This window comes from Ruegeria denitrificans, from assembly GCF_001458295.1.
GTDB classification, from domain to species: domain Bacteria; phylum Pseudomonadota; class Alphaproteobacteria; order Rhodobacterales; family Rhodobacteraceae; genus Ruegeria; species Ruegeria denitrificans.
The window spans coordinates 37,515-61,354 of the sequence record NZ_CYUD01000008.1 but is presented as its reverse complement, the minus strand read 5'-3'; the positions used below and the strand labels follow the sequence as shown (position 1 = coordinate 61,354).

The 23,840-nt window shown below is 59.3% G+C and carries 21 protein-coding genes; 7 read left to right on the top strand and 14 right to left on the bottom strand.

Annotated features, from left to right (window positions below):
• Positions 1 to 96 precede the first annotated feature (96 nt).
• From RUE5091_RS13100 to RUE5091_RS13090, 3 genes are all read left to right on the top strand, one after another.
• The gene (locus RUE5091_RS13100; RefSeq protein WP_058282382.1) at positions 97 to 3,255 is read left to right on the top strand and encodes a valine--tRNA ligase; all 3,159 of its coding nucleotides are present in this window, start codon (positions 97 to 99) and stop codon (positions 3,253 to 3,255) included.
• 131 nt (positions 3,256 to 3,386) lie between these two features.
• Positions 3,387 to 4,550: a benzoate/H(+) symporter BenE family transporter gene (locus RUE5091_RS13095; protein WP_058282381.1), complete on the top strand. Its 1,164-nt coding sequence runs from the start codon at positions 3,387 to 3,389 to the stop codon at positions 4,548 to 4,550.
• A 33-nt stretch (positions 4,551 to 4,583) separates the two neighbouring features.
• Entirely contained in the window at positions 4,584 to 4,916 is a 333-nt protein-coding gene (locus tag RUE5091_RS13090) for a DnaJ family domain-containing protein (protein ID WP_058282552.1), read from the top strand.
• On the opposite strand, the gene RUE5091_RS13085 is transcribed toward RUE5091_RS13090, so the two are convergent.
• Positions 4,917 to 5,699, bottom strand: a complete 783-nt coding sequence (locus tag RUE5091_RS13085; RefSeq protein WP_058282380.1) for a crotonase/enoyl-CoA hydratase family protein — start codon at positions 5,697 to 5,699, stop codon at positions 4,917 to 4,919.
• Positions 5,700 to 5,829: 130 nt separating this feature from the next.
• Between RUE5091_RS13085 and RUE5091_RS13080 the strand changes: the two genes are divergently transcribed.
• On the top strand, positions 5,830 to 6,936 hold the full coding sequence (locus RUE5091_RS13080; protein ID WP_058282379.1) for a pyridoxal phosphate-dependent aminotransferase: 1,107 nt from the start codon (positions 5,830 to 5,832) through the stop codon (positions 6,934 to 6,936).
• A gap of 13 nt (positions 6,937 to 6,949) precedes the next feature.
• Here RUE5091_RS13080 and RUE5091_RS13075 read toward each other — a convergent pair whose 3' ends face one another.
• The 6 genes from RUE5091_RS13075 to RUE5091_RS13050 all read right to left on the bottom strand — a co-directional run bounded on the left by RUE5091_RS13075 (position 6,950) and on the right by RUE5091_RS13050 (position 15,755).
• Complete coding sequence (locus RUE5091_RS13075) at positions 6,950 to 8,146, bottom strand: pyridoxal-phosphate-dependent aminotransferase family protein (protein WP_058282378.1); 1,197 nt, start codon at positions 8,144 to 8,146, stop codon at positions 6,950 to 6,952.
• A 51-nt stretch (positions 8,147 to 8,197) separates the two neighbouring features.
• Positions 8,198 to 8,830 carry a bifunctional 4-hydroxy-2-oxoglutarate aldolase/2-dehydro-3-deoxy-phosphogluconate aldolase gene (locus RUE5091_RS13070; RefSeq protein ID WP_058282377.1) on the bottom strand — a complete coding sequence of 211 codons (633 nt, stop codon included), beginning with the start codon at positions 8,828 to 8,830 and terminating at the stop codon, positions 8,198 to 8,200.
• A gap of 5 nt (positions 8,831 to 8,835) precedes the next feature.
• Complete coding sequence (gene edd / locus RUE5091_RS13065) at positions 8,836 to 10,641, bottom strand: phosphogluconate dehydratase (protein WP_058282376.1); 1,806 nt, start codon at positions 10,639 to 10,641, stop codon at positions 8,836 to 8,838.
• Between the two features lie 2 nt (positions 10,642 to 10,643).
• Positions 10,644 to 12,089, bottom strand: coding sequence for a glucose-6-phosphate dehydrogenase (gene zwf / locus RUE5091_RS13060; protein WP_058282375.1), 1,446 nt, complete (start codon positions 12,087 to 12,089; stop codon positions 10,644 to 10,646).
• Positions 12,090 to 12,226: 137 nt separating this feature from the next.
• The gene (gene ptsP, locus RUE5091_RS13055; RefSeq protein WP_058282374.1) at positions 12,227 to 14,470 is read right to left on the bottom strand and encodes a phosphoenolpyruvate--protein phosphotransferase; all 2,244 of its coding nucleotides are present in this window, start codon (positions 14,468 to 14,470) and stop codon (positions 12,227 to 12,229) included.
• A gap of 46 nt (positions 14,471 to 14,516) precedes the next feature.
• Positions 14,517 to 15,755 carry an aspartate kinase gene (locus RUE5091_RS13050; RefSeq protein ID WP_058282373.1) on the bottom strand — a complete coding sequence of 413 codons (1,239 nt, stop codon included), beginning with the start codon at positions 15,753 to 15,755 and terminating at the stop codon, positions 14,517 to 14,519.
• 163 nt (positions 15,756 to 15,918) lie between these two features.
• Here RUE5091_RS13050 and RUE5091_RS13045 point away from each other — a divergent pair, with 163 nt between their 5' ends.
• A complete protein-coding gene (locus RUE5091_RS13045; protein WP_058282372.1) occupies positions 15,919 to 16,272 on the top strand; it encodes a hypothetical protein in 354 nt (117 codons plus the stop codon).
• Here RUE5091_RS13045 and RUE5091_RS13040 read toward each other — a convergent pair.
• The 5 genes from RUE5091_RS13040 to RUE5091_RS13020 form a co-directional block, all read right to left on the bottom strand.
• Positions 16,266 to 16,904, bottom strand: coding sequence for an SDR family oxidoreductase (locus RUE5091_RS13040; RefSeq protein ID WP_058282371.1), 639 nt, complete (start codon positions 16,902 to 16,904; stop codon positions 16,266 to 16,268). The genes RUE5091_RS13045 and RUE5091_RS13040 overlap by 7 nt on opposite strands.
• Positions 16,905 to 16,907: 3 nt before the next feature.
• A complete protein-coding gene (locus RUE5091_RS13035) occupies positions 16,908 to 17,363 on the bottom strand; it encodes a DUF1178 family protein (protein WP_058282370.1) in 456 nt (151 codons plus the stop codon).
• A gap of 51 nt (positions 17,364 to 17,414) precedes the next feature.
• Entirely contained in the window at positions 17,415 to 17,846 is a 432-nt protein-coding gene (locus RUE5091_RS13030) for an NUDIX hydrolase (protein WP_279385382.1), read from the bottom strand.
• Between the two features lie 173 nt (positions 17,847 to 18,019).
• Complete coding sequence (locus RUE5091_RS13025) at positions 18,020 to 18,763, bottom strand: EcsC family protein (protein WP_058282368.1); 744 nt, start codon at positions 18,761 to 18,763, stop codon at positions 18,020 to 18,022.
• A gap of 53 nt (positions 18,764 to 18,816) precedes the next feature.
• Complete coding sequence (locus tag RUE5091_RS13020; protein ID WP_058282367.1) at positions 18,817 to 19,311, bottom strand: GNAT family N-acetyltransferase; 495 nt, start codon at positions 19,309 to 19,311, stop codon at positions 18,817 to 18,819.
• Between the two features lie 72 nt (positions 19,312 to 19,383).
• Between RUE5091_RS13020 and RUE5091_RS13015 the strand changes: the two genes are divergently transcribed.
• Positions 19,384 to 19,989 (top strand): flavin reductase family protein, encoded by a 606-nt coding sequence (locus RUE5091_RS13015; protein ID WP_058282366.1) that lies wholly within the window; start codon positions 19,384 to 19,386, stop codon positions 19,987 to 19,989.
• A 131-nt stretch (positions 19,990 to 20,120) separates the two neighbouring features.
• On the opposite strand, the gene RUE5091_RS13010 is transcribed toward RUE5091_RS13015, so the two are convergent.
• Positions 20,121 to 21,755 (bottom strand): SulP family inorganic anion transporter, encoded by a 1,635-nt coding sequence (locus RUE5091_RS13010; RefSeq protein ID WP_058282365.1) that lies wholly within the window; start codon positions 21,753 to 21,755, stop codon positions 20,121 to 20,123.
• Between the two features lie 206 nt (positions 21,756 to 21,961).
• Between RUE5091_RS13010 and RUE5091_RS13005 the strand changes: the two genes are divergently transcribed.
• Positions 21,962 to 22,834: an S-methyl-5'-thioadenosine phosphorylase gene (locus tag RUE5091_RS13005; RefSeq protein ID WP_058282364.1), complete on the top strand. Its 873-nt coding sequence runs from the start codon at positions 21,962 to 21,964 to the stop codon at positions 22,832 to 22,834.
• A 6-nt stretch (positions 22,835 to 22,840) separates the two neighbouring features.
• Here the strand turns inward: RUE5091_RS13005 and RUE5091_RS13000 are convergent, their stop codons facing one another.
• Entirely contained in the window at positions 22,841 to 23,704 is an 864-nt protein-coding gene (locus RUE5091_RS13000) for an alpha/beta hydrolase (protein WP_243470782.1), read from the bottom strand.
• Between the last annotated feature and the right edge of the window lie 136 nt (positions 23,705 to 23,840).

Below are 23,840 nucleotides of genomic sequence, written 5' to 3'. Positions count from 1 at the left end.
GGTTCGTTGTCCAGATCACGCACAAACCCTTCCCCTTCCCCTGCGCATTCGCTATTGCAGGCGCTGACCCGAATTTGTTGACGCAGGACGCATCCAATGGCGATGGAAAAGACATTCAACGCGGCTGAGGCCGAGGCCCGCATCTATGAGGCCTGGGAACAGGCCGGAGCCTTCAAGGCAGGCGCGAACAAATCGCGCGAAGAAAGCTTTACCATCATGATCCCGCCGCCCAACGTGACGGGCGCGCTGCATGTGGGCCACGCATTCAACAACACGCTGCAGGACATCCTGATCCGCTGGCACCGCATGCGTGGCTTCGACACGCTGTGGCAGCCTGGACAGGACCACGCCGGTATCGCCACGCAGATGCAGGTGGAAAAGATGCTGGCCGCCACCCAACAGCCCGGTCGCCGGGAACTGGGCCGCGAGAAATTCCTTGAGAAAGTCTGGGAATGGAAGGGCGAATACGGCGGCACGATCATCGAGCAGTTGAAACGCCTCGGCTCCTCCTGCGACTGGTCGCGCAACGCCTTCACTATGGCGGGTGCGGCGGGTGATCCGCGCACGGGGCACGAAAATTCTGCGAATTTTCATGACGCCGTCATCAAGGTCTTCGTCGACATGTACGAGAAGAGCCTGATCTATCGCGGTAAGCGTCTGGTCAACTGGGACCCGCACTTTGAGACCGCGATCTCGGACCTTGAGGTCGAGAATATCGAAGTCGCGGGCCATATGTGGCATTTCAAATACCCGCTGGCCGGGGGTGAGACCTATACCTACGTCGAAAAAGACGAGGACGGGAACATCATTCTCGAGGAAGAGCGCGATTATATCTCAATCGCTACCACGCGGCCCGAAACCATGCTAGGCGACGGCGCGGTTGCGGTTCACCCCTCAGATGAGCGTTACGCGCCAATCGTCGGGAAACTCTGCGAAATCCCGGTTGGCCCGAAAGAGCATCGCCGTCAGATTCCGATCATCACCGATGACTACCCCGATCCCGATTTCGGCTCGGGCGCAGTGAAAATTACTGGCGCGCATGACTTCAACGACAACATGGTGGCCAAGCGCGGCGGCATCCCGATGTACCGCCTGATGGATACGCGTGGCGCGATGCGGGCCGATGGCGCGCCCTACGCCGATGAGGCGGGCAAGGCGCAGGAATATGCGCGTGGACGTGAGTTCACTGAAAACGAGATCGATGCGATCAACCTCGTCCCCGATCACCTTCGCGGGCTCGACCGGTTCGAGGCGCGGGCGAAGGTGGTTGAAGAAATCACTGCCGATGGTCTGGCCGTCATGTGTCGGGCCGACGACGCACGTCTGGGCTCGACTGCTCTGAAACCCGAACATGAAGGCGCGGACAAGCTGGTGCCGCTGATCGAGAGCAAACCGATCATGCAGCCCTTCGGCGACCGCTCGAAAGTCGTCATCGAACCGATGTTCACCGACCAGTGGTTCGTCGATGCCGAAAAGGTCGTCGGCCCTGCGCTGGATGCGGTCAAGGACGGCACGGTCAAGATCATCCCCGAGTCGGGCGAAAAGACCTATTACCACTGGCTGGAAAACATCGAGCCCTGGTGCATCTCGCGCCAGCTGTGGTGGGGGCATCAGATTCCGGTTTGGTATGGCCTCGATCTGTCCGCCGATGACTTCATCGACGAAGAGAACGACGGCGACCTTGATCTGGTCGAATTGGGTCGTTTGCTGAACGAAGGCGGCATGCTTCACCGTGGCAATGTCATGGAGTGCGCAGCAAACCTTGAGGCCGTTACCGAAAAATTCTTCGATGACAACGCCAACATTCCAAGCCCGTTGAGCCACGCGACGGTCATCGAAGTCACCGACAAGCAGGAAGCGATCCATCAGTTCGCTGAAGGCCTTGCTCAATATGCTGTCGAACAAGACCCAACCAAGCTGGTCTACCCGGTCTGGCGCGATCCCGACGTGCTCGACACGTGGTTCTCTTCCGGCCTCTGGCCCATCGGCACGCTGGGTTGGCCCGAGCAGACCGAGGAGTTGAAACGCTACTTCCCCACGGACGTACTGATCACCGGATTTGACATCCTGTTCTTCTGGGTCGCCCGGATGATGATGATGCAACTGGCCGTAGTGAACGAGATCCCGTTCCACACCGTCTACCTGCACCAGCTCGTCCGCGACGAGAAGGGCAAGAAGATGTCCAAGACCACCGGCAACGTCATCGACCCGCTGGAAATCGTGGACGAATTCGGCGCCGACGCGCTGCGCTTTACCAACGCCTCAATGGCAGCGATTGGCGGTGTGTTGAAACTGTCCAAGGAGCGTATCACCGGCTATCGCAACTTCGGCACCAAACTTTGGAATGCCGTCCGCTTTGCCGAAATGAACGAGGTTTTCACCGATGCCGTGCCGCGACTTGACGTGGCCGACCTGAAACCCAAGGCCGCGGTCAACCGCTGGATCATCGGCGAAACCGCCCGCGTCCGGGCCGAGGTCGACGCGGCACTGGAAAGCTATCGTTTCAACGACGCGGCCAACGGGCTCTATGCCTTTGTCTGGGGAAAGGTCTGCGACTGGTACGTCGAACTGTCCAAACCGCTGCTGCAGGGCGATGACGCCGAGGCACAGGCCGAGACACGCGCCACCATGCGCTGGGTTCTGGATCAGTGCATGGTCCTGTTGCACCCGATCATGCCTTTCATCACCGAGGAACTCTGGGGCCTGACCGGCAACCGCGCCAAAATGGTCGTGCATGCCGACTGGCCCAACTACGGCACTGAACTGGTTGATGCGGATGCGGATCGCGAGATGAACTGGGTGATCTCGGTAATCGAAAACACGCGTTCCGCCCGTGCTCAAATGCGGGTTCCGGCTGGCCTCTATGTGCCGATGCTGGTGACCGAGATTGATGGCCATGGACAGGCCGCGTGGGATCCCAACGAGGCGCTGATCAAACGTCTGGCGCGGATCGACAGCCTGACCAAGGTAAATGAACTGCCCAAAGGGACGATTTCCATCGCCGCCCCCGGTGCCACCTTTGGCCTGCCACTGGCTGATATCATCGACATCGGTGCAGAAAAGGAACGGCTGGAGAAAGCCAAAGGCAAACTGGCCAAGGAACTCGGCGGCCTGCGCGGGCGTCTGAACAACCCGAAATTCGTGGCCTCGGCCCCGGAGGAGGTTGTCGCCGAGGCCAAGGCCAACCTCGCTGCCCGCGAAGAGGAAGAGGCAAAGCTGAACGAGGCACTGGCCCGTTTGGCCGAAATCGCCTGATCCTTTTTTGAACACCTGAATTTTGACCCCATCGCCAAACCGGCGTTGGGGTTTTCTTTTGACCCAAAGCACTTGCGCCCAAAGCCTGACCCTTGTTAGCAAGTGCAGGTTACCACCCCCCCGAGGTCAAAATGGCACGCGCACTCCCTCCGATCCAAACTGTCTCGACCGGGCTGGTCGTAGCCATTGTCGGGTTCTTCAGCTCTTTCCCTATCGTATTGCAGGGACTGGCGGCCATGGGGGCCTCGGCGCAGGAATCCGCTTCGGGCCTGATGATGGCGGCCATTGCCATGGGGCTGACTGCCATCGGTCTTAGCCTGTGGTACCGCCAACCCATCAGCGTCGCGTGGTCGACCCCCGGCGTCGCCCTTCTGGCCGTATCTGCAACACCCGCCGCCGGATTTTCTGACGCGGTCGGCGCGTTCCTATGTGCAGGCGCGCTAACCGTGCTAGCCGGTCTCTGGCGGCCCCTTGGACGGCTGGCGGCCGCCATCCCGACAACGCTGGCCCAGGCAATGCTTGGCGGCGTTCTGCTGCCGCTGTGCATTCTGCCCTTCAAGGCAGCCGTTGAACTGCCATGGCAGGCTTTGCCAGTGATCCTGACCTGGTTCATTGCCGGGCGGTTGAACCGGCTGTTTGCGGTTCCGGCGGCGGTCGTCGCCGCGGCAATTGTCGTCGTTTTGAACGCAGGTGACGCCTCGGTTACGCCAACCCATCTGGTAGCCGCACCGGTCTGGACTATGCCGAGTTTCTCGCTGGCCTCAGCAGTCGGTATCGGTCTGCCACTATTTATCGTCACCATGGCCACGCAGAACATCCCCGGAATCGCAGTGATGCGCAGCTTTGGCTACACGCCCGCTTCCGGCAGGTTGTTCTCATCGGTCGGCGCAGCCAGCATCCTATCGGCGCCGTTCGGAGCACCAGCAACCTGCCTTGCCGCGATCACCGCCGCGATGTGTTCGAATGAGGACAGCCACCCGAATCCGGCCCAACGTTATTGGTCCGCCGTAATGGCCGGCGTGTTCTATTGCCTGTTTGGCATCTTCGCCGTAGCCATCACCGGGTTTGCGGTGCATGCCGACCCGCTGTTGATGGGTGCCCTCACGGGGATTGCATTGATCGGAGTACTGGCCAACGCCACCCATGCGGCGCTTGATGTTCCGGCAGAAAGAGAAGCCGCCATCCTGACATTTGCTATCACCGCATCGGGCATTTCGGTCTTTGGACTGGGTGCTGCCGTCTGGGGGCTGTTGGCCGGTGGTATTGCATATCTGGTCACAAACCGAATTCGCTAGCAGCACTTACTGGGGATGGGATATAGTCTGACCATGCTTGGATCGCTTGCAAAACTGATCGAACGTCAGATCAAAAAGGCACAGGCCGAAGGCCAGTTGCAAGGGCTTGAGGGCGAAGGACAACCTTTGCCGGATCGATCTTGCGAGGCGCAGAGTGATCCGGCCATCGCCGCTGGGCACCGGATCATGGCACAAGCCGGAGTGCTGCCGGAAGAGTTCGAGATCAGGAAAAAGCTTGATGCTGCCCGCAAGGACTACACCGAGTTGACCGATCCAAATGCGCGCAAAGCCGCCATGGCTCGCATCGCCGAACTGGAAATGCGGTACAATATGGCGCGCGATGCACGGCGAGCCTTTATGCGCTAGTCACTTGAATTCAGGTTTTCGCCCCTGCATCTGCGCCATCACCACCTCCATCTGATCAGGTTTGCCGATCAGCTCGACCTGCTCGGCGGATTCCTCGACCAATACCTCGGCTCGGGTCTTGGTTTCGGCCACTTCGATCAGGCGCTTGGCGGCGCGAATTGCGGATGGGCTTTTGCCTGCGATATCTTCGGCCAAAGCCAGAGCCTCGGTCAGGGGATCGTCCGAAAGCTTCGTCACCAAACCCCATTCCGCCGCCTGCTGCGCACCGATGGGACGGGCGGTGTAGGTCAACAGACGTAAAACGTCCGAGCGCACCAATTGCGGTAGCAGCACCATCCCCCCCATGTCGGGGACAATACCCCACTTCATCTCCATCACTGCCAGCTTGGCATCGGGGTGCGCGATGCGAATATCCGCGCCCAGCGCGATTTGCAGCCCACCGCCATAGGCGACACCCTGAATGGCACAGATCACCGGAACCGGCACACGCCGCCAGATCAAGGCGAGCTCTTGCATTTCATTGGCATCCCCGTGACTGCGGGTCATCAGCCACTCGGTCGGGTCCATATGCGCCATCTTGGCAAAACTGGCCATATCTAGCCCGGCGCAAAAGCTTTTGCCTTCACTCGATAAAACCACGGCGCGTGCGTCCGAGGCCGCGACCTCTTGCCCGGCAGACAACAGCGCCTTGACCATCGCGTCGTCCAGCGCGTTCATCTTGTCACCGCGCGTCAACGTGACATGGGCGATGTGATCTTTGTACTCGACAGATACGCGGGTCATACGGGCCTCCTGATCTTGTTGGCACAACCATGCCCGGAAGGTCTGCCAAGTTCCACCTCAACGTAGGGGCAGGTCTGTCCGAGCATCGCAGGTGGTTGCCTGGCAGGCAGCCATGGGTTTATCTCGGACCATGACTGACCCACGCTATACCCCGCTTGCCTTATCCCTGCCCGCAACCGTACCCTTTGTCGGGCCGGAAACGCAGGAACGTCAGCGCGGCGCGCCCTTTGTCGCCCGGCTGGGGGCGAATGAAAGCATCTTTGGTCCCTCGCCCCGCGCCGTCGAGGCGATGGCAGCAACGGACATTTGGAAATATGGAGACCCTGAAAGCCACGACCTGCGACACGAACTGGCCGATTATCACGGGGTTAAGCCGGAAAATATCGTGGTCGGAGAGGGCATTGATGGCTTGCTGGGCTATCTCGTGCGGCTGCTGGTTGGGCCCGACGATACAGTTGTGACTTCGGACGGGGCTTATCCGACCTTTAACTATCACGTGACCGGGTTTGGTGGCGTGTTGCACAAGGTGCCCTATCGTGGCGACCACGAGGACCCCGAGGCGCTGTTCTCCAAAGCGGCCGAAGTGGACGCAAAACTGGTCTATTTGGCCAACCCCGACAATCCGATGGGCAGTTGGCACAGTGGCGCGAATATCGTAGCCGCGTTGGAGGCCTTGCCCGCAAGATGCCTATTGGTGCTGGACGAGGCCTATGTGGAATGCGCACCAAAGGGCACTGCGGCACCGGTTTCGGCAGATGATCCACGTGTGATCCGGATGCGGACGTTTTCCAAGGTATATGGCATGGCTGGGGCACGGGTTGGTTATGGAATTGGCGCGCCAGGGCTGATCGAAGTCTTCAACAAAGTCCGCAACCATTTCGGAATGAACCGTGCCGCCCAGGCCGGCGCCTTGGTGGCGCTGCAGGATACCGACTGGCTGTCGCAGGTTCAGTCACTGATTGCGGCGGCGCGCGACCGGCTCAGCCAGATCGCAAGAGATAACGGGTTGGAACCCTTACCCTCAGCCGCCAATTTCGTGGCGATTGACTGCGGGCGTGATGGAGAGTTTGCCAAAGCGGTGCTTGAGGCAATGGTGGCGCAAGGCATCTTTGTGCGTATGCCTTTCGCTGCACCTCAGAACCGCTGTATCCGTGTAAGCTGTGGTACGGCAGCGGATCTGGACGCTTTCGCCAACGCGCTGCCCAAGGCGCTGGCCAAAGCGAAAGCCACTATCTGACCCGGGACTTGGGTTAAGGCTTGATTGCCAGCGTGGCGGCAGCGGCCTCAAGCGCGCCGGAACCACGCGGAATGTTCAGGGCAGCCATCGCGGTTTCCACGCCGCCCAGCATCGCCATGACCATCTGGCCATTCATGTGACCCATATGTCCCAGACGGAAGCAACCGGCGTGATCCTCCATCCCCAGACCAATGCCAAGCGTCAGGCCCAACTGGCGCTCGGAAAACTGGCGCAGCGGCGTTCCCCGGCCATCCGTCAGGCGCAAGGCAGTCACCGCGTGGCTGCGATGGGCGCCGTTGGTCACATTCATTTCAAGCGCGCCACCTTCGGCCCATATTTCGCACGCCGCCCAAATGGCCTTTGCAAGGTGTTCGTGACGCGCCCAGACATTCTCGATCCCTTCAGCGTGGATCATGTCGAGCGCTGCACGCAGACCATACAGGTGATGCGTCGGCGCGGTGCCGTTGAAATACTGATAAAACACTTTGGGTTTCACGCGCGGCTGCCAATCCCAATATTGCGAAACACGCGGCATCTCTGCCCGTTTGGCCTGCGCCTTGTCGTTGAAAAACACAAATCCCACGCCTGCCGGGGTCATCAAACCTTTTTGGCAAGCCGTCACCATGACGTCGACGCCCCAGGCATCCATTTCGAACCGGTCGCAGCCCAGCGAGGCGATACAGTCGGCCATCAGCAATGCCGGATGGTTCATATCGTCCAGCAAGGCCCGCAACGCCGGGATGTCATTGCGGATCGAACTGGATGTGTCCACATGTACCGCCAGAACGGCCTTAATCTGATGCGCCGCGTCTGCGCGAATGGCGTCCGCGATGCGATCCATATCCCAAGACGAAGACATGCCGAAATCGAGCAGCTCAACCTTAGCACCGATACCCTCTGCCATCTCGGCCCAGCCGTATGTGAATATGCCCGAAGCCGGGGCAAGGACCGTTTCACCCGGCGCGATGACGTTGGACAGCGCCGCTTCCCACGTGCCATGGCCGTTGGCGATGTAAATGGCGACGTTGTGGTTTGTACCCGCCACGCGTTTCAGATCGCGAGCCAGGGTGGGTACCAAGTCAATTAGTTCGCCATCATAGATGTTGGGTGACGGACGGTGCATGGCCTGCAGAACCGCGTCAGGCATGACCGAAGGGCCGGGAATCGCCAGATACTCGCGCCCCTGCGCAAGAGAGATTTGATTTTTCATGGGATCAACCTGTTTGAATTGACGCCCACCCTAACGCTGCTAATCGCCGCGTCAATCCATCAGCTTTGAGGCTTCACGTGCGAGTGTTTCGATCCCGGCCCAATCACCATCCTGCACCATCTGTTTGGGCGCGACCCAGCTGCCGCCAGCGCAAACAACATTCGACAACGACAGGTAATCGCGGGCATTGGCCGGTGACACACCACCCGTCGGGCAGAAAGTGATCTGCGGCAGAGGTGCACCAATGGCTTTTAGCGCGGGCGCGCCGCCCGACGCTTCGGCCGGGAAGAATTTCAGCATGTCATAGCCTTTTTCCAGCAGGCCCATCGCCTCGCTGGCCGTAGCGACTCCGGGCAGCAAAGGCAGACCTTCGGCTTCGCAGGCTGCAATCAGCATATCGGTCGCGCCGGGTGAAACGCCAAACTGCGCGCCCGCCTCTTTTGCAGCTCGCACGTCCTCGGGAGTGACCAGCGTACCCGCTCCGACAACACCTCCGGGCACCTGTGCCATGGCTCGGATGGCATCCAGGGCTGCCGGGGTGCGCAGGGTTACCTCCAGTGCGGGCAAACCACCTGCCACCAGTGCTTCGGCCAAAAGCCGCGCCTGCGCGGCGTCATCGACGACCAGAACCGGGACAATGGGCGCCAGACCGCATATTTCGCGGGTTCGTTGGGTTTTTGACATGAAGATTACACTCCAAAAATGCTGGCACCGGCGTCGGCGGACCCGACATTGTTGCGGAAAGCGGCGAAGAGATCCCGACCGACGCCATGTTGATTGGCAGACAGATCGGCTGCGGCCGGGGTGCGGTCGAGCACACCTGGGGTAAGGATTTCCAGATCACCTTTCACCGCGTCGACGCGCAGCACATCGCCGTCCCGCAGATAGGCGATCGCGCCGCTCTCAAGCGCCTCAGGGCAGACATGGATCGCCGCAGGTACTTTGCCCGAGGCTCCGGACATACGACCATCAGTGACCAACGCCACCTTTTGGCCCCTGCCCTGAAGGATCGACAGGATCGGAGTCAGTGAGTGCAATTCAGGCATACCGTTGGCTTTTGGTCCCTGAAAACGGACGACAACGATAACGTCCCCGGTGAATTCACCAGCCTTGAAAGCCGCCTTAACTTCGCTCTGATCGTGGAAAACACGCACGGGTGCTTCGACGATCTGGTGCTCGGGCGCAACTGCGGAAACTTTCATGACCGCTGTGCCCAGATTGCCGGTCAGGCGCGACAGTCCACCGGTGGGCTGGAACGGATCTTTGGCGGGGCGGACGATCTTATCGTTCAGGCTATGGCCAGCGCCCTCTTCCCAGACCAGATCGCCGTCTTTCAGCTTGGGTTCCCTGGTGTAATTTTGCAACCCCTGCCCCGCGACGGTCAGGGTGTCGGGGTGCAGAAGCCCATCCTCAAGCAGCGTGCCGATGCAGTAGCCCAGCCCGCCTGCTGCGTGGAAATGGTTCACATCTGCCAGACCGTTTGGATAGACCCGTGCAACCAGCGGGACGACGGCGGAAATATCGGAAAAATCTTCCCAATCCAGCACAATACCACCCGCCCGCGCCATGGCGATCAGGTGGATCAGCAAGTTAGTCGAACCACCAGTGGCCATCAGACCGACGATGCCATTCACAAAGGCCCGTTCGTCGAGGACTTGATAGACCGGCGTGTAATTGTTGCCCAGCGCACTGAGAGACAAAGCATGGCGTGCGCCCTGTTCGGTCAGCGCGTCCCGTAACGGCGTGTTCGGGTTGATGAAGCTTGAGCCTGGTAGGTGCAGGCCCATGAACTCCATCAGCATCTGATTCGTGTTGGCGGTGCCATAGAACGTGCAGGTGCCAGGGCCGTGATAAGCGGCCATTTCGGCGGCCATGAGTTCGTCGCGCCCAATCTCTCCGGCGGCGAATTTCTGGCGGATCTTGGCCTTTTCGTCATTGGGCAGGCCGCTGGTCATAGGGCCAGCGGGCAGGAACACTGCGGGTAGATGTCCGAAGGTCTGTGCGCCGATCACCAGACCGGGAACGATCTTATCGCAAACGCCAAGGAAGACAGCCGCATCATAGGTATTGTGGCTCAGCGCCACCCCGGTCGCCAGCGCGATCACATCGCGGGAAAACAGCGACAGCTCCATCCCGGCTTCGCCTTGGGTGACGCCGTCGCACATGGCCGGTACGCCGCCTGCGACCTGTGCGGTGCCACCGGCGGCTCGGATCGCATCGCGGATCAGGCCGGGATACCGCTCGAACGGCTGATGCGCCGAGAGCATGTCATTATATGCCGTGACGATGCCAAGGTTTCCAGCGGTACCGGTCGCCATAGCCTGTTGATCCGTCCGCGCCCCGGCATAAGCATGCGCCTGACCGCTGCACGACAGATGCGCGCGGGCAGGCCCTTTGGATCTGGCCTGCTCCATCCGTTCCAGATGCGGGCCACGCAGATCGGCGCTACGGTCAATAATCCGCCGGGTGACATCGGTGATAACAGAATGAACCATGGTTAACCTCCGATCTGACGCCAGCGACGTCCGTCGCGGTGCATCAGCATCAATGCTTCTTCAGGACCCGAGCTGCCCTGATCATAGCGTGCCGGGCGATCGCCGCGATCCTCCCATCCCTGAATGATAGGATCGACCCAGGCCCAAGCGGCCTCGGCCTCGTCTCCGCGCATGAACAGGGTTTGATCGCCCCGGATGACATCCATCACCAGCCGCTCATAAGCATCGGGCGCGCTGGCCTCGACACCCAAAGCGTCCGCAAAGCTCATGTCCAGCGCCACATCTGATAGGCGGAAGCCGCCCGGACCGGGGTCTTTGATGGTGGTGCGAAGGATAATCCCCTCGTCCGGTTGCAGGCGGATCACCAGCACGTTGCCGTGCAGTGGACCCACATTTGGAAAGATCGTATGTGGCGGGTCACGAAAGAACACGGCGATTTCCGATTCCCGCGCCCGTAGCCGCTTGCCGGTGCGAAGATAAAACGGCACGCCCGCCCAACGCCAGTTGCCCAGATGAACCTTCAACGCGATGAAGCTTTCAGTACGGCTGGCGGGGTTGCCGACATGATCAACATAACCACCCTGCCCGTGTTCGGCCCGGTACTGGCCGCGCGCGATATCCTTTGGCTCCACTGGGTCCAGCGCCTCAATCACCTTGACCTTTTCATCCCTCACCGCGTTGGGGGCGAATTTCGACGGCGGTTCCATCGCGGTCAGGCACAGAAGTTGCACTAGGTGGTTCTGGACCATGTCCCGCATGGCACCGGATTGGTCGTAATAGGAACCGCGCCCTTCGACGCTTACGGTTTCGGCCACGGTGATCTGAACGTGGTCGATATGGGTCGAGTTCCATAGCGGTTCGAACAGCGAATTGGCAAAGCGCAGGGCCATCAGGTTCTGCACCGTCTCTTTGCCCAGATAGTGGTCGATCCGGTAAATCTGATGCTCTTTAAAACAGGCACGCAAACCTTCGTTCAGTGCTTTGGCGGATGCCAGATCATGACCGAAGGGTTTTTCCACGACAATGCGGCTGTCCGGTGTGGCCAACCCATGTTCGTTCAACCTGTGCGCAATGCCCGAGAACAGGCTGGGTCCGACTGAAAGGTAGAACGCGCGCACGACATCGGGGCGCAACGCCTTGGCCAAGTCCGACCAGCCCGCATCGCCCGACGCATCGACTGACACATACGAAACCCGGTCGAGAAAGCGATCCAACACATCCTTTTTGAACTCCGGTGCGAATTCCGCCATCGAGGCACGTATCTGATCGCGGAACGCATCGCTGTCCATATCCGAGCGGGCCGAACCGATGATGCAGGCGTCTTCGGGCATCTGCCCAACCTCAAACCGGTGATACAGGCCCGGCAGAATCTTGCGTTGCGCCAGATCGCCGGTCGCACCGAACAGCACCAGATCGAACGGATTAACCGGAATTACGCGTGAAACCATCGACGGGCTCCTTCAGTTCTCACCCTATCCAACATAACACCAGAACACCGCAGCGCCCGAAACGTGGGTATGTTATCGCTAACATTCACAGCCTGCATAGGCAATGCAGATGCAGAAAGCAAGCCCGGAAAAGGATGTCAGCCCTGATTGCGCAGCCACTCCATAACGGCGGGACGAACCGATTGATCGCCCCGGTGACGCGCGTCTGCAATAATCTTTCGTAAAGATTGCAGGTCGGCCCGCAACAGCACGCTTTTGACCGGACCGATCGAGGCCGGACGCATCGAAAGCGTCCGGATGCCCATTGCAGCCAGACACAGAGCCTCGACCGGGCGACCTGCATCCTCGCCACAAAACGAAAGCGGCGTGTCAGAGGTGTTGCAACGTTCCACGATCCGCTCGATGAACGTCAGGAAACTGACATTCAACGTGTCATATCGACGGCGCACCAGTTCGTTTTCTCGGTCAGCGGCAAAGAAAAACTGTTTCAGGTCATTGCCCCCAACCGAAACAAAGTCGACCTCATCGAAGAATTTCTGCGGCGCAAAGGCAAGCGATGGGGTTTCCAGCATCGCCCCGACCTCAAGCGATTCCGGCAGGACGTGGCCCAAACGTTTTTCGCGTTCGATGGTTTTGTTGACCTCCCAGCGGGCCTCGTAAAATTCGTCGGCCTGCGCCACGAAGGGGAACATAATCGACAACGGGCGCCCATTGGCGGCCCGAATTAGGGCCTGCAACTGCATCCGCATCACGCCGCGCTTGTCCAGACCTACGCGAATCGCGCGCCAGCCCAGCGCCGGGTTCGGTTCCGCCACGTGCTTCATGTAAGGCAGGACCTTGTCGGACCCGATATCCAACGTGCGGAAAATCACTCGTTTACCTTCAGCCGCGTCCAGAACCTTTTGATATTGCGTCACCAACTCTGATCGCTTGGGCATCTTATTGCGGATCAGGAATTGCAACTCAGTCCGAAATAAGCCAACACCCTCAGCTCCGGAATTGCCCAGCGAAGGAAGATCGGCCATCAGGCCTGCGTTCATCACCAGATTGATCCGTTCCCCATCCCGCGTCACTGTCGGGGTTTCGCGGATCGAGGCATAGCGTTCCTGCGCCTTTGCCTGCATAGCGATTTTATCGCGCACAGCGTTTGCCACGGTTTCTTCGGGGCGCAGATGGACAATGCCCTGATCTCCATCAACCAGGATGTGGTCGCCGTTCAACGCCTCGGTCGTGATCCGACCCACATGCACCACCAGCGGGATCGCCAGCGCACGCGCCACGATGGTGGCGTGACTGCCCACCGAGCCTTCCTCAAGCACGATACCCTTCAGTGACCGGCCGTACTCCAGCAAATCTCCGGGGCCAATATTGCGGGCGATCAGGATCGGATCGGGCGGTAGGTCAGCGCCATTGGTGTTGCCCTGCCCGGTCAGAATGCGCAGCAACCGGTTGGAGAGATCGTCCAGATCAGCCAGCCGTTCCCGCAAATAGGGGTCGGTCACCTGCCCCATACGGGCGCGCGCCTGCGATTGCTCTTTTTCCACCGCCGCTTCGGCGCTAAGGCCCAGGGCAATGTCCTCTTCCATCCGGCGCATCCAGCCTTTGGAATTGGCGAACATGCGATAGGCTTCGAGAACCTGAAGCTGCTCTTTGTCACCGCCCTTCGAGATTTCAAGCATCTTGTCGACGCCAACGCGCAGTTCTTCGACCGCCTCAGTCAGACGCTCACGCTCGCGAAGAGGATCATCAGCAATCGGATTAGTAACGACAACACGAGGCTCATGCAGCCAGACATGGCCTTCGGCGTAGCCTTCCTGCGCCGGTCCACCGCTGAGCTGTACAGATTGCTGGTGCAGTGGCGACAGGGCCGCGCCCTCGCCAATAAAGGCGCCCAGCTCGGCCATCTCGGCCAGAACCATGGCAACGACTTCCAGCGCATAGACCTCATCCGCCGAAAACTTGCGCGCCTCGCGGGATTGCACCACCAGAACGCCCAGTTTTTCGCCCAGACGCTGAACAGGAACACCCAGAAAAGACGAGAACCGTTCTTCACCGGTTTCCGGCATATAGCGGAAGCCTTTGGCCGATGGCGCGTCAGGGGTGTTCACGACCTTGCCGGATTGGGCAACACGGCCCACCAGCCCCTCGCCCATGCGCATCCGGGTTTTGTGCACCGCCTCGGGTGCCAGACCTTCGGTTGCGCACAGCTCCAGCGTGTCCTCATCACGGAACAGGTAGACCGAGCAGACCTCGGCCCGGATGCTGTCGGCAATCAGATGCGTAATCCGGTCAAGACGTTCCTGACCGGCGGCCTCGCTCGCCATCTCTTCACGCAGCCGCCCCAGCAGCTTGCGGGATTCTGTTTCGGTGCCGTCCACCATGGCCCAACCAAATTAGTGTGTCAGGCGAGATCCTTGGCTGAAATGCTCAGGCCGCCTTGTCCAGTTCAAAGGCATCATGCAGTGCCTGAACCGCAAGTTCCATGTATTTCCGATCCACAAGGACGGAAATTTTTATCTCAGAGGTTGTAATGACTTTGATGTTGATCCCCTCATCCGAGAGCACCTTGAACATTTTGGCCGCAACACCCGACTGAGAGCGCATCCCGATACCTACAACCGAGACCTTGCAGACATCTTCATCCGCAACCAGTTCGGCATAGTTCAACTCGCCCGCGTCCTTGATCGCCAGCAGCGCTTTTTCGGCGCGCGGCACCTGGTCGGTCGGGCAGGAAAAGGTCATGTCCGTCCGCCCTTCGTCCGAGATGTTCTGGACGATCATGTCCACATTCACGCCTTCATCGCTGAGCGCAGTAAAGATGGTCGAGGCGATACCGGGGCGGTCCGCCACCGATACGGCCGTCATTTTGGCCTCGTCACGGGAATAGGCCACACCGGCCACAACATTGGATTCCATGATATCCTCCTCGTCAACGACCAGCGTACCGGCCTCGTCGGATTGTTCTTCAAAACTTGAGAGAACGCGCAGTTTCACCTTATACCGCATCGCCAGCTCGACCGAGCGGGTTTGCAGCACCTTGGCCCCAAGCGAGGCCAGTTCGAGCATTTCCTCAAACGAAATGCGATCCAGTTTGCGCGCCTTTTCACAGATGCGCGGGTCGGTGGTATAGACGCCATCCACATCCGTATAAATATCGCATCGTTCGGCACCGAACGCGGCAGCAAAAGCTACGGCGGTGGTGTCTGACCCACCCCGTCCCAGCGTGGTGATGCGTCCTTCGGGGCTGATACCCTGGAAACCTGCAACAACGGCCACTTTCATGCCCTCGGCGAATTTCTGAGATAGGTTTTCGGTCGGAATTTCCTCGATCCGGGCCTGGCTGTGGGCGCTGGTGGTCATCAGCGGCACCTGCCAGCCCTGCCAACTGCGCGCCGGGATATCCATTTCCTGCAACGTCAGCGCCATCAGACCAGCTGTCACATTTTCGCCCGAAGACACCACGGCATCATATTCGCGCGCGTCATACAGCGGAGATGTCTCGTCGACCCAACCCACCAATTCATTGGTCTTGCCCGACATGGCCGAGACGATGACGATCACATCATAGCCCTTGGCCACTTCAACACCGATGCGTTTTGCCGCGCGGCGGATGCGATCAAGGTTGGCAACCGATGTGCCACCGAATTTCATTACGAGTACGGGCATGGGGGTGGTCTCTCCGCGCCTTGGAAATCAGGTCCCGTGCGTCTTATGCGAGGGGGGCCGTAAGGGCAAGGGTCCAAAACCGACCCGAATGCCGCATAGGGTCGCTTTACATCCGGCAGCAGGGGTGCCAGCCTTAGGCGTCGAATTTTCCATGAGGTTTTCCATGTACCGCCTTGCCTTCGCAGCTGTTATGCTGTCGTCCTCCGCCTTTGCGCAGGTTTCCACACTGGCCGCAACCGACGGCAAGAATGCTTTGGGTACGGTTCCCTGCGCCTCGGGTGGTGCACCGCTTGACAACTGCCATGCCGAGTTGCGCCACCATGACGATGGCACCACGACACTGGCTGTGTCATTGGGTGGCGGCGAGGTGCGCAGCATCTATTTCACCGACGGCGTGCCCAGTTCCAGCAGCTCACCGGCCAAAATCAGCCATGAGACGCGCGGCGACCTGACAGTGATCTTCATCGACCCGGACGAAGTCTACGAAATCCCCACCGCAGCACTGAAACGTCAGTAAGCGTGGGCACGACCGTCCCAGTTTTCGAAACAACCCGTTGTTTCCAGTGACAGTGAATCGAACCGTTCAATCAGGCCTTCAGCGGCCTGATCCAGCGTGATATCGGCCTCCGGCCCGCCCATATCGGTCAGTACCCAGCCGGGGTGATAGATACCCACGGCGATCCCGTCATCGCGCAGATCGGTGGCCAGATTGCGCCCCAGATTCAAGGCTGCAGCCTTTGATGCGCGATAGATATAGCTGCCCCCTGGTGCGCGGGTATGCGAGGCCATTGTCGACGAAATAATCGCAACCTTTCCCTGCGCAGCACGCAGGTTCGGCAACAAAGCCTGAACGGTCAGAAACACCCCGGTCACGTTGATGGCAAAGCTCTGCGTCCACATATCGGCAGGATAGCCATCAATACTTTGCCCTTTGTCCAGATAGACCCCGGCGTTGCAGATCAACAGATCAACAGGTTGATCGCCTAAATGCGCGGCCACATCAAAATGTTGCGCGGGGTCGGTGACATCCAAAACAACCTGCGCGCTGCCATCCCGAGCAGTACCCGTCAATTTATCCCCACGGGCCTGATAGTTTTCAGCCAGCGTTCGGCCAATACCGCGATTGACCCCGGTAATAACAACATGCACGGCTTAGTTCGTCTTTCTGCTGGGAAGGAAAGGCAAAGGCGCCACCGGCACCCCATCGTCGATCAGGGCCTGGGCCTCTTCCGGCTTGGCCTCGCCATAGATCGCACGCTCGGGTGCATCGCCCAGATGAATCTTGCGCGCCTCGCTGGCGAATTCTTTGCCGACGTAATCCGAGTTTTCTTCGACCTTGCGGCGCAGCTCGGCCAGCACTTTTTCGACGTCAGGTGCGGGGGCGGCCACGTCTATCGTTTCTGCCTCTGGCATCGGGGCCGTAGCCTTTTTGACAGCATCGCGAGCCGGTCGGACGCGCGGTGTCATGATAGCCTTTTCGACATCTGAACACCCGCACACCGCGCATGTCACCATGCCCGCGGATGCCAGTTTGTCGTAAGCGGCGGCCGATTGAAACCAACTGTCAAATGTATGGCCGTTGCTGCATTTCAATGCGTATTGAATCATGATCCGTCCAAATGTCGGTTGCCGAATTGATTACCCAGAGACATGGCAATATCAAGCCCTGCCAGAGGCATCTTGGCACCCAATCGGCTCAAGTTTTTGAAACATTAGCGCAAGTTCAGGGAAATTGACCAGAAAAGCGGCTTTTTCTGGCGCAAACCACTTTCTCTGTCGCTGTTTGATTTCAGGAAAACGCGCCGCGACCGACGTTACCAAAAGCGGGAAAACATCCACGACGCACAAAACAGGGCCCTTTTTTTGATGGCGCTTGCGATAGCGAAACTGACCCATCGCCTGCGGTTCGCAATCGCCTCGAATGCCGGCCTCTTCCCACGCTTCCTGCCGCGCGGCCTGAGACGCCGTGAGCCCGTCAATCAGCCACCCTTTGGGGATGATCCAACGGCGCGATTTGCGTGTTGTGATTAACAATACCTCAGGCTGCCCCTGCACGACGCGGTAGCATAATGCAGCACATTGCTGCAGCACCGGCAGATGTCGGGTATTGTCGGAAACATGCGGCGATAGCCTTGCGTCAATCACGCTGAGCCGCCTTTCATATGATATATTGCCCGTTTGCCCGCGTTGTTTTCGTTTGTTTGGCGGACCCTCAGAACTTCAATACCATATGAGGCGATTTTCACCAAGCATATGAAAAGGGATCACATTCGGGCGGCAAGTTTGCGCACCAGTTCATCGTGGGGAATATCGGCATCGACCGCCAAACGGCGCAGACCGAAATGAACGCGGGCGATCTGCTGGTAATACCGCGTGTAGACATAGTTGGTGCCGCCTCCGGCAATGGCCCCCAATACGGGCACCGATTGCGCAGCCAGCTTCTGCCCCAGCACAACCGACAGCCGCGGGGCAACAGCTGCGATCAGCTTCTGCATGGCAGGCCCCGTCAGGGTCAGCCTTACCGAGAAGAACCCCAGATCCGCGCCATCGTCATTGGACAATGGCCCTGCGGCGGACAGGACGCGGACACAATCGAATTTCACGCCATCTTCTGACGGATCAAACCCTTCACGCGCAGCCGCCCCCTGTATGGCGCGCAGCAACATCGCGGTGGTCGCAGGCAATTCCATCAAGGCGGTGGACATACCGCCCAGCCCTCCGGCAGCTCCCATGGCCGTGGTCACCGCGGTATTGACCCATGGGCGTTGATCCGGCACCGCGCGCCGCGATCCTTCGGCGGCGTGCATTGCCAGCCACAGGGCCTGTTCCGTGGCCCCTGTCAGGCCCTGCCGGATCGGTTCGGGCAATTGCTCCAGCAAGGATTCCGCCGAACCGCCGAGACTATTTAGCAGTTTGACGCCCGGCCCACCTGCGGTCCGATAAAACCCGGCCAATCGGTCCAGTTCCGCTTCGGCATCCAGTTTTTCAACAAGAACCACATCCTGCATAAATACCCTCCTGCCTCTAAGACATCGGGGTTTAGCGCCGAGGTTTCAATAGCTCAGCGGGTCCATCTAGTGACAAGACCGCTGACCCCGTCCCAGACTCCCGGGGATATTTCTAGCCCCAAAACGCGGTCTGGGTTGGTCGGAGGCGGCATTTCTACCCCGCTCAGGCGGGAAAATCCGAAGCGGGCATAATAGGGTGCGTCACCAACCAGCATAACGCGATCCCACCCCATTGCCCGACCGGCCTCGATACCTTCGTGGATCAAAAATCCTCCCAACCCTTCGCCCTGGTGGGTTGGGTGTACGGCCACCGGCCCCAACAACAGGGCATCGTGATCACCCACATGCACCGGCCAGAACCGAATAGCCCCAGCCAGAATGCCTTGCCCGTCACGCGCAACCAGAGACAAGCCCGAAACCGGCGGCACATCATCGCGCAGACGATAGGAAGACAGCGCCTCGCGCCCGGGCGCAAAGCACAGGTCATAGAGGGCTTCGACCTCCCACCAATCATCCGGCTCTTCCGGCCTGATCCCGAACTGCTGCACCCCGGCCCTCTTTTCCTTGCTGGAATTCGCCCTAGCACTTCGGTACGCCTTGGGCAAACGCTTGGAGTAAAGATGTTCTATCGACCCGAAGACGGCCACGGTCTGCCGCACAACCCGTTCAATGCCGTCATCACCCCCCGCCCGATCGGCTGGATTTCCAGCCGCGGCCTGGATGGGATCAACAACCTGGCACCTTATTCATTCTTCAATGGGGTCGCCTACACGCCGCCGCAGGTAATGTTCGCGTCAACGGGCACCAAGCACGATCAAGACGGTGGCAAGGACAGCGTCGCGAACATCGAAGCGACTGGCGTGTTTTGCGTGAACGTGGTCGCTCATGCACACCGCGACGCGATGAATGCCAGTTCAGCGGGCTTGCCCAAACATCACGACGAGTTCGAACATGCCGGTCTGACATCAGTTGAATGCGAAACCATTTCTTGCGCGCGGGTCGAAGGCGCCCCGGCGTCACTGGAATGCAAACTGACCAAGATTGTCACTTTGCCGGGCGAAGCCAATCGGGTCGTATTTGGCGAGGTCACCGGTGTTCACCTGCGAGATGATTGCCTGAAGGATGGCATTTTTGACGTGACAACCTTCAACCCGCTCGCCCGGCTTGGATACCGGGATTATTCAGTCGTCACTGAGTTGTTTTCGCTTAGTCGTCCAGACGACTAGGAAGTGTTGAGGACACTACCCCCGCCGCCCATTGGGCGTCTCCCCACGAAATTTTCAGCCAGATGAAGCAGGGGGCCTATATTCATCTGGCCGCAAATAATCCGGGGCACGAGGCAGAGCCTCGCGAAATGCTAGTGACCGCCAAGAATACCCGTGCGAACTGAATAATCCACAGCCAGCTGGTAATCGGGGTCATCGTCGCTATCGACCATCAGATGCCCTGCTTTGTTCAGCAGCTTGTGGCAATCGCGGCTGAGGTGGCGCAGCATGACACGTTTGCCTGCGGCCTCATATTTCGAAGCGATGTTTTCAATGGCCTGCAGTGCCGATTGGTCCACGACCCGGCTTTCGTTAAAGTCCACGATTACAGTGTCCGGATCATTCGGCACATCAAACAGTTCGACAAACCCTTCGGAAGAACCAAAGAACAGAGGCCCCTGGATTTCGTAGACTTTTGCGCCCTTCTCGGTTTCAGACTCGCGAGTGATCGCGTGAATACGTTTGGCGTTGTTCCATGCATAGGCCAGTGCCGAAACGATGACGCCGACCACAACTGCCACAGCCAGATCTTCCATCACGGTCACGACGGTCACCAGCACAATGACGAAGGCGTCCATCAACGGCACCTTGCGCATGATCTTGAACGAGTTCCATGCAAAGGTGCCGATCACAACCATGAACATCACCCCGACCAACGCCGCCAGCGGGATTTGTTCGATCAGGGGGGACGCGAACAGGATGAATACCAGCAGGAACAGCGCCGCCGCGATCCCGGCGATACGGGTCCGGCCACCGGATTTCACGTTGATCATCGACTGACCGATCATGGCGCAACCGCCCATGCCACCGAAGAAGCCCGTAGCGACATTGGCAACGCCTTGCGCGATACATTCCTGCGAGGCCCCGCCGCGCTTGCCGGTGATTTCACCCACAAGGTTCAGCGTCAGCAGGGATTCGATCAGGCCGATGGCTGCCAGAATGACGGCATAGGGCAGGATGATTTCAAAGGTTTCCCAGTTCAGCGGTACCATCGGGATGTGGAACGGCGGCAAACCACCTTCGATGGACGCAAGATCACCGACGCGCGGGACGTCCAGCCCAAAGCCAATCACCAACGCAGCAACGACAAAAATCCCGGCCAGCGGTGCGGGAATAATGCGCGTGATGCGCGGCATGAGCCAGATCACCGCCATCGTCAGCACGACCAGTCCCAGCATAGTGTATAGCTGCAGACCCGAAAGCCATTCGCCACCGCCAACACCGTGGCCGGTATTTTCCATGGTTCCCGGCACTTTGAACTGACCCATCTGGGCCAGAAAGATCACAATCGCTAGCCCGTTCACAAAGCCCAGCATCACCGGATGTGGCACCAGACGGATAAAGCGGCCCCAATGCATCGCGCCGGCGATGACTTGCAGAATTCCCATCAGCACGACGGTCGCGAACAGATATTCAACCCCGTGCTCGGCCACCAGCGCCACCATCACAACGGCCAGCGCCCCAGTCGCGCCCGAAATCATGCCCGGACGACCACCGATGAGCGCGGTGATCAGACCAACCATAAAGGCCGCGTACAAACCAACCAACGGATGCACACCGGCAACAAAGGCAAAGGCCACCGCTTCGGGCACCAGTGCCAGCGCCACGGTCAGACCGGACAGCAACTCGATCCGCAGGCGCGAGACGGTCAGCCCTTCGTCCGGCACCCAACGAAGATCGGGTTTGGCTATACGATTGGCAAAGCTTGCCAGCATGGCTCGGGGCATGGAACGATCCTGTTGGTATTGTTTATTCGCGCGAAAGGGGCCTTGTAGCGGTCAAGCCCCGCCTGAGGTACTGCACCAGGTGGGACCCAGATATGCGCCTAATGCATATCGAACTGTCGTTCAACACAAACCGTTGAACCCACTTGCCAAATCCTCTGCCGCCCCTCAGACAGTTTGCAAGGTATTTTTTCAAGCGGAGCAGAGCCATGACCCAGACGAAAATCGCCATCATCGGTGGATCAGGTATCTACGATATCGACGGGCTGGAAAATGCGGAATGGGTAACGGTTGAAACGCCGTGGGGGGCACCCTCGGATCAGATTCTGACTGGCTCTCTGAACGGTGTCGGCATGGCTTTTCTGCCGCGTCACGGGCGTGGCCATGTGCATTCGCCGACCGAAGTGCCCTATCGCGCCAATATCGACGCGCTGAAGCGGTTGGGAGTGACGGACGTAATCTCGGTTTCAGCCTGTGGATCGTTCCGCGAGCATATGGCACCTGGGGATTTTGTGATCGTCGATCAATTTATTGACCGAACCTTTGCGCGCGAGAAAAGCTTTTTTGGCACCGGCTGCGTTGCCCATGTCAGCGTCGCCCATCCGACCTGCCCCCGACTGTCGGACGCGTGTGAGACCGCAGGCAAGGCCGCGGGCATCACCATCCATCGCGGTGGCACCTATCTAGCCATGGAGGGGCCACAGTTTTCCTCTCTGGCTGAATCCAAGATGTACCGCGAGCATTGGGGCTGTGACGTGATCGGCATGACCAACATGCCCGAGGCGAAACTCGCCCGCGAGGCCGAGCTTTGCTATGCCTCTATCGCGATGGTCACAGATTACGATAGTTGGCACCCCGATCACGGAGAGGTCGATGTGTCTGCCATCATCGCCACCCTGACTGGAAATGCAGAAAAAGGCCGGGCGCTGGTCAAAGGCCTGCCTGATCTGCTGGGGGCTGAACGCGCGCCCTGCCCGCATGGCTGTGATCGGGCTTTGGAATATGCCATCCTGACCGCGCCGGAAAAACGCGATCCGGCGCTGTTGGCCAAACTGGATGCGGTCGCTGGGCGGATTCTTTAACCGGCGCTACTGCGCAAGGGTGCTCTGAACTTCGTCCCACAGCCCATAGGACCACAGGTCGTTATGCGTGCCGTCGGGGATAACGTGAAGCTCGGCAGTGTCGCCTGACATCGCCGCCAGTGCCTGACTGTGATGCATAGGGACGGTTTCATCCTCGGTTCCGTGGAAGATCAGCGTTGGCACGGTAACGTCAGCGATAAAGTCTCGTGTCGCGAACTGATCCTTCATCAAGGCCGAAACCGGCAGAAACGGATACCGCTCGCCCGCGACATCCACTGTCGCTGTGAAGGGGGCCTCTAACACCAACAACTGTGCATTCGGGCGTTCTTTGGCGACTGCAGCCGCCACGCCGGTTCCAAGGCTTTGGCCGTGCAAAACGACGACTGTGCCCACAGCGTCCAGTTGGTCAAACATCTGAATTCCGTCCGAGATCAGCGCCAATTCCGAAGGCTCGCCCTCACTGCCCGGAAAACCGCGATAGCTGGGCGCAAGTAAGCCAAAGCCACTGTTCAGGATTTCCCGCAGCCGATCGGCCCGGTCACCCAGATTGCCACTTTGACCGTGAAAGAACAGAACCGTCGGCGCGTCTTCGGTAGCCGGGGGTGCGGACCACGCTGTCAGCATCACCCCGTCGGACATGGGCAGAGAGATGACATCGACATCGGCCAGCCCGACCTCTTTGGGGGCGGGTAATTCTCCAGACGGTTTGTACAATAGACTATCTTGGTTGACGTACATGTACCCCACGATCCCGGCGTAAATCACCACGCTGACCAGGATCAACAGGATCAGCACACGTTTCAATCGCCCGTCATTCGAGCGGGACATATCCTTGAACACTTTCGAATAGTCGGGATGTGTCTGCGTCACCTTCGCCTCCGATCCTGTGATACCCCAAGGTTGGAGGAACTGACCGGTGTTTCAAGGAAAGTGCACACGGTTTAACGCAATCTTTAACTTCTGCAAACCGGTCATGAGGTGAACGACGAGGGTGGCCAGGCTTCGC

What these genes read in the sequence shown, in the direction of transcription:
- RUE5091_RS13025 (WP_058282368.1), bottom strand. Translation starts at nt 18,763, where the DNA reads ATGCAGGATGTGGTTCTTGTTGAAAAACTGGATGCCGAAGCGGAACTG.
- RUE5091_RS13100 (WP_058282382.1), top strand. Translation starts at nt 97, where the DNA reads ATGGCGATGGAAAAGACATTCAACGCGGCTGAGGCCGAGGCCCGCATC.
- RUE5091_RS13005 (WP_058282364.1), top strand. Translation starts at nt 21,962, where the DNA reads ATGACCCAGACGAAAATCGCCATCATCGGTGGATCAGGTATCTACGAT.
- RUE5091_RS13090 (WP_058282552.1), top strand. Translation starts at nt 4,584, where the DNA reads ATGCTTGGATCGCTTGCAAAACTGATCGAACGTCAGATCAAAAAGGCA.
- RUE5091_RS13070 (WP_058282377.1), bottom strand. Translation starts at nt 8,830, where the DNA reads ATGTCAAAAACCCAACGAACCCGCGAAATATGCGGTCTGGCGCCCATT.
- zwf (WP_058282375.1), bottom strand. Translation starts at nt 12,089, where the DNA reads ATGGTTTCACGCGTAATTCCGGTTAATCCGTTCGATCTGGTGCTGTTC.
- RUE5091_RS13035 (WP_058282370.1), bottom strand. Translation starts at nt 17,363, where the DNA reads ATGATTCAATACGCATTGAAATGCAGCAACGGCCATACATTTGACAGT.
- RUE5091_RS13045 (WP_058282372.1), top strand. Translation starts at nt 15,919, where the DNA reads ATGTACCGCCTTGCCTTCGCAGCTGTTATGCTGTCGTCCTCCGCCTTT.
- edd (WP_058282376.1), bottom strand. Translation starts at nt 10,641, where the DNA reads ATGGTTCATTCTGTTATCACCGATGTCACCCGGCGGATTATTGACCGT.
- RUE5091_RS13010 (WP_058282365.1), bottom strand. Translation starts at nt 21,755, where the DNA reads ATGCCCCGAGCCATGCTGGCAAGCTTTGCCAATCGTATAGCCAAACCC.
- RUE5091_RS13075 (WP_058282378.1), bottom strand. Translation starts at nt 8,146, where the DNA reads ATGAAAAATCAAATCTCTCTTGCGCAGGGGCGCGAGTATCTGGCGATT.
- RUE5091_RS13080 (WP_058282379.1), top strand. Translation starts at nt 5,830, where the DNA reads ATGACTGACCCACGCTATACCCCGCTTGCCTTATCCCTGCCCGCAACC.
- RUE5091_RS13015 (WP_058282366.1), top strand. Translation starts at nt 19,384, where the DNA reads ATGTTCTATCGACCCGAAGACGGCCACGGTCTGCCGCACAACCCGTTC.
- RUE5091_RS13050 (WP_058282373.1), bottom strand. Translation starts at nt 15,755, where the DNA reads ATGCCCGTACTCGTAATGAAATTCGGTGGCACATCGGTTGCCAACCTT.
- RUE5091_RS13085 (WP_058282380.1), bottom strand. Translation starts at nt 5,699, where the DNA reads ATGACCCGCGTATCTGTCGAGTACAAAGATCACATCGCCCATGTCACG.
- ptsP (WP_058282374.1), bottom strand. Translation starts at nt 14,470, where the DNA reads ATGGTGGACGGCACCGAAACAGAATCCCGCAAGCTGCTGGGGCGGCTG.
- RUE5091_RS13095 (WP_058282381.1), top strand. Translation starts at nt 3,387, where the DNA reads ATGGCACGCGCACTCCCTCCGATCCAAACTGTCTCGACCGGGCTGGTC.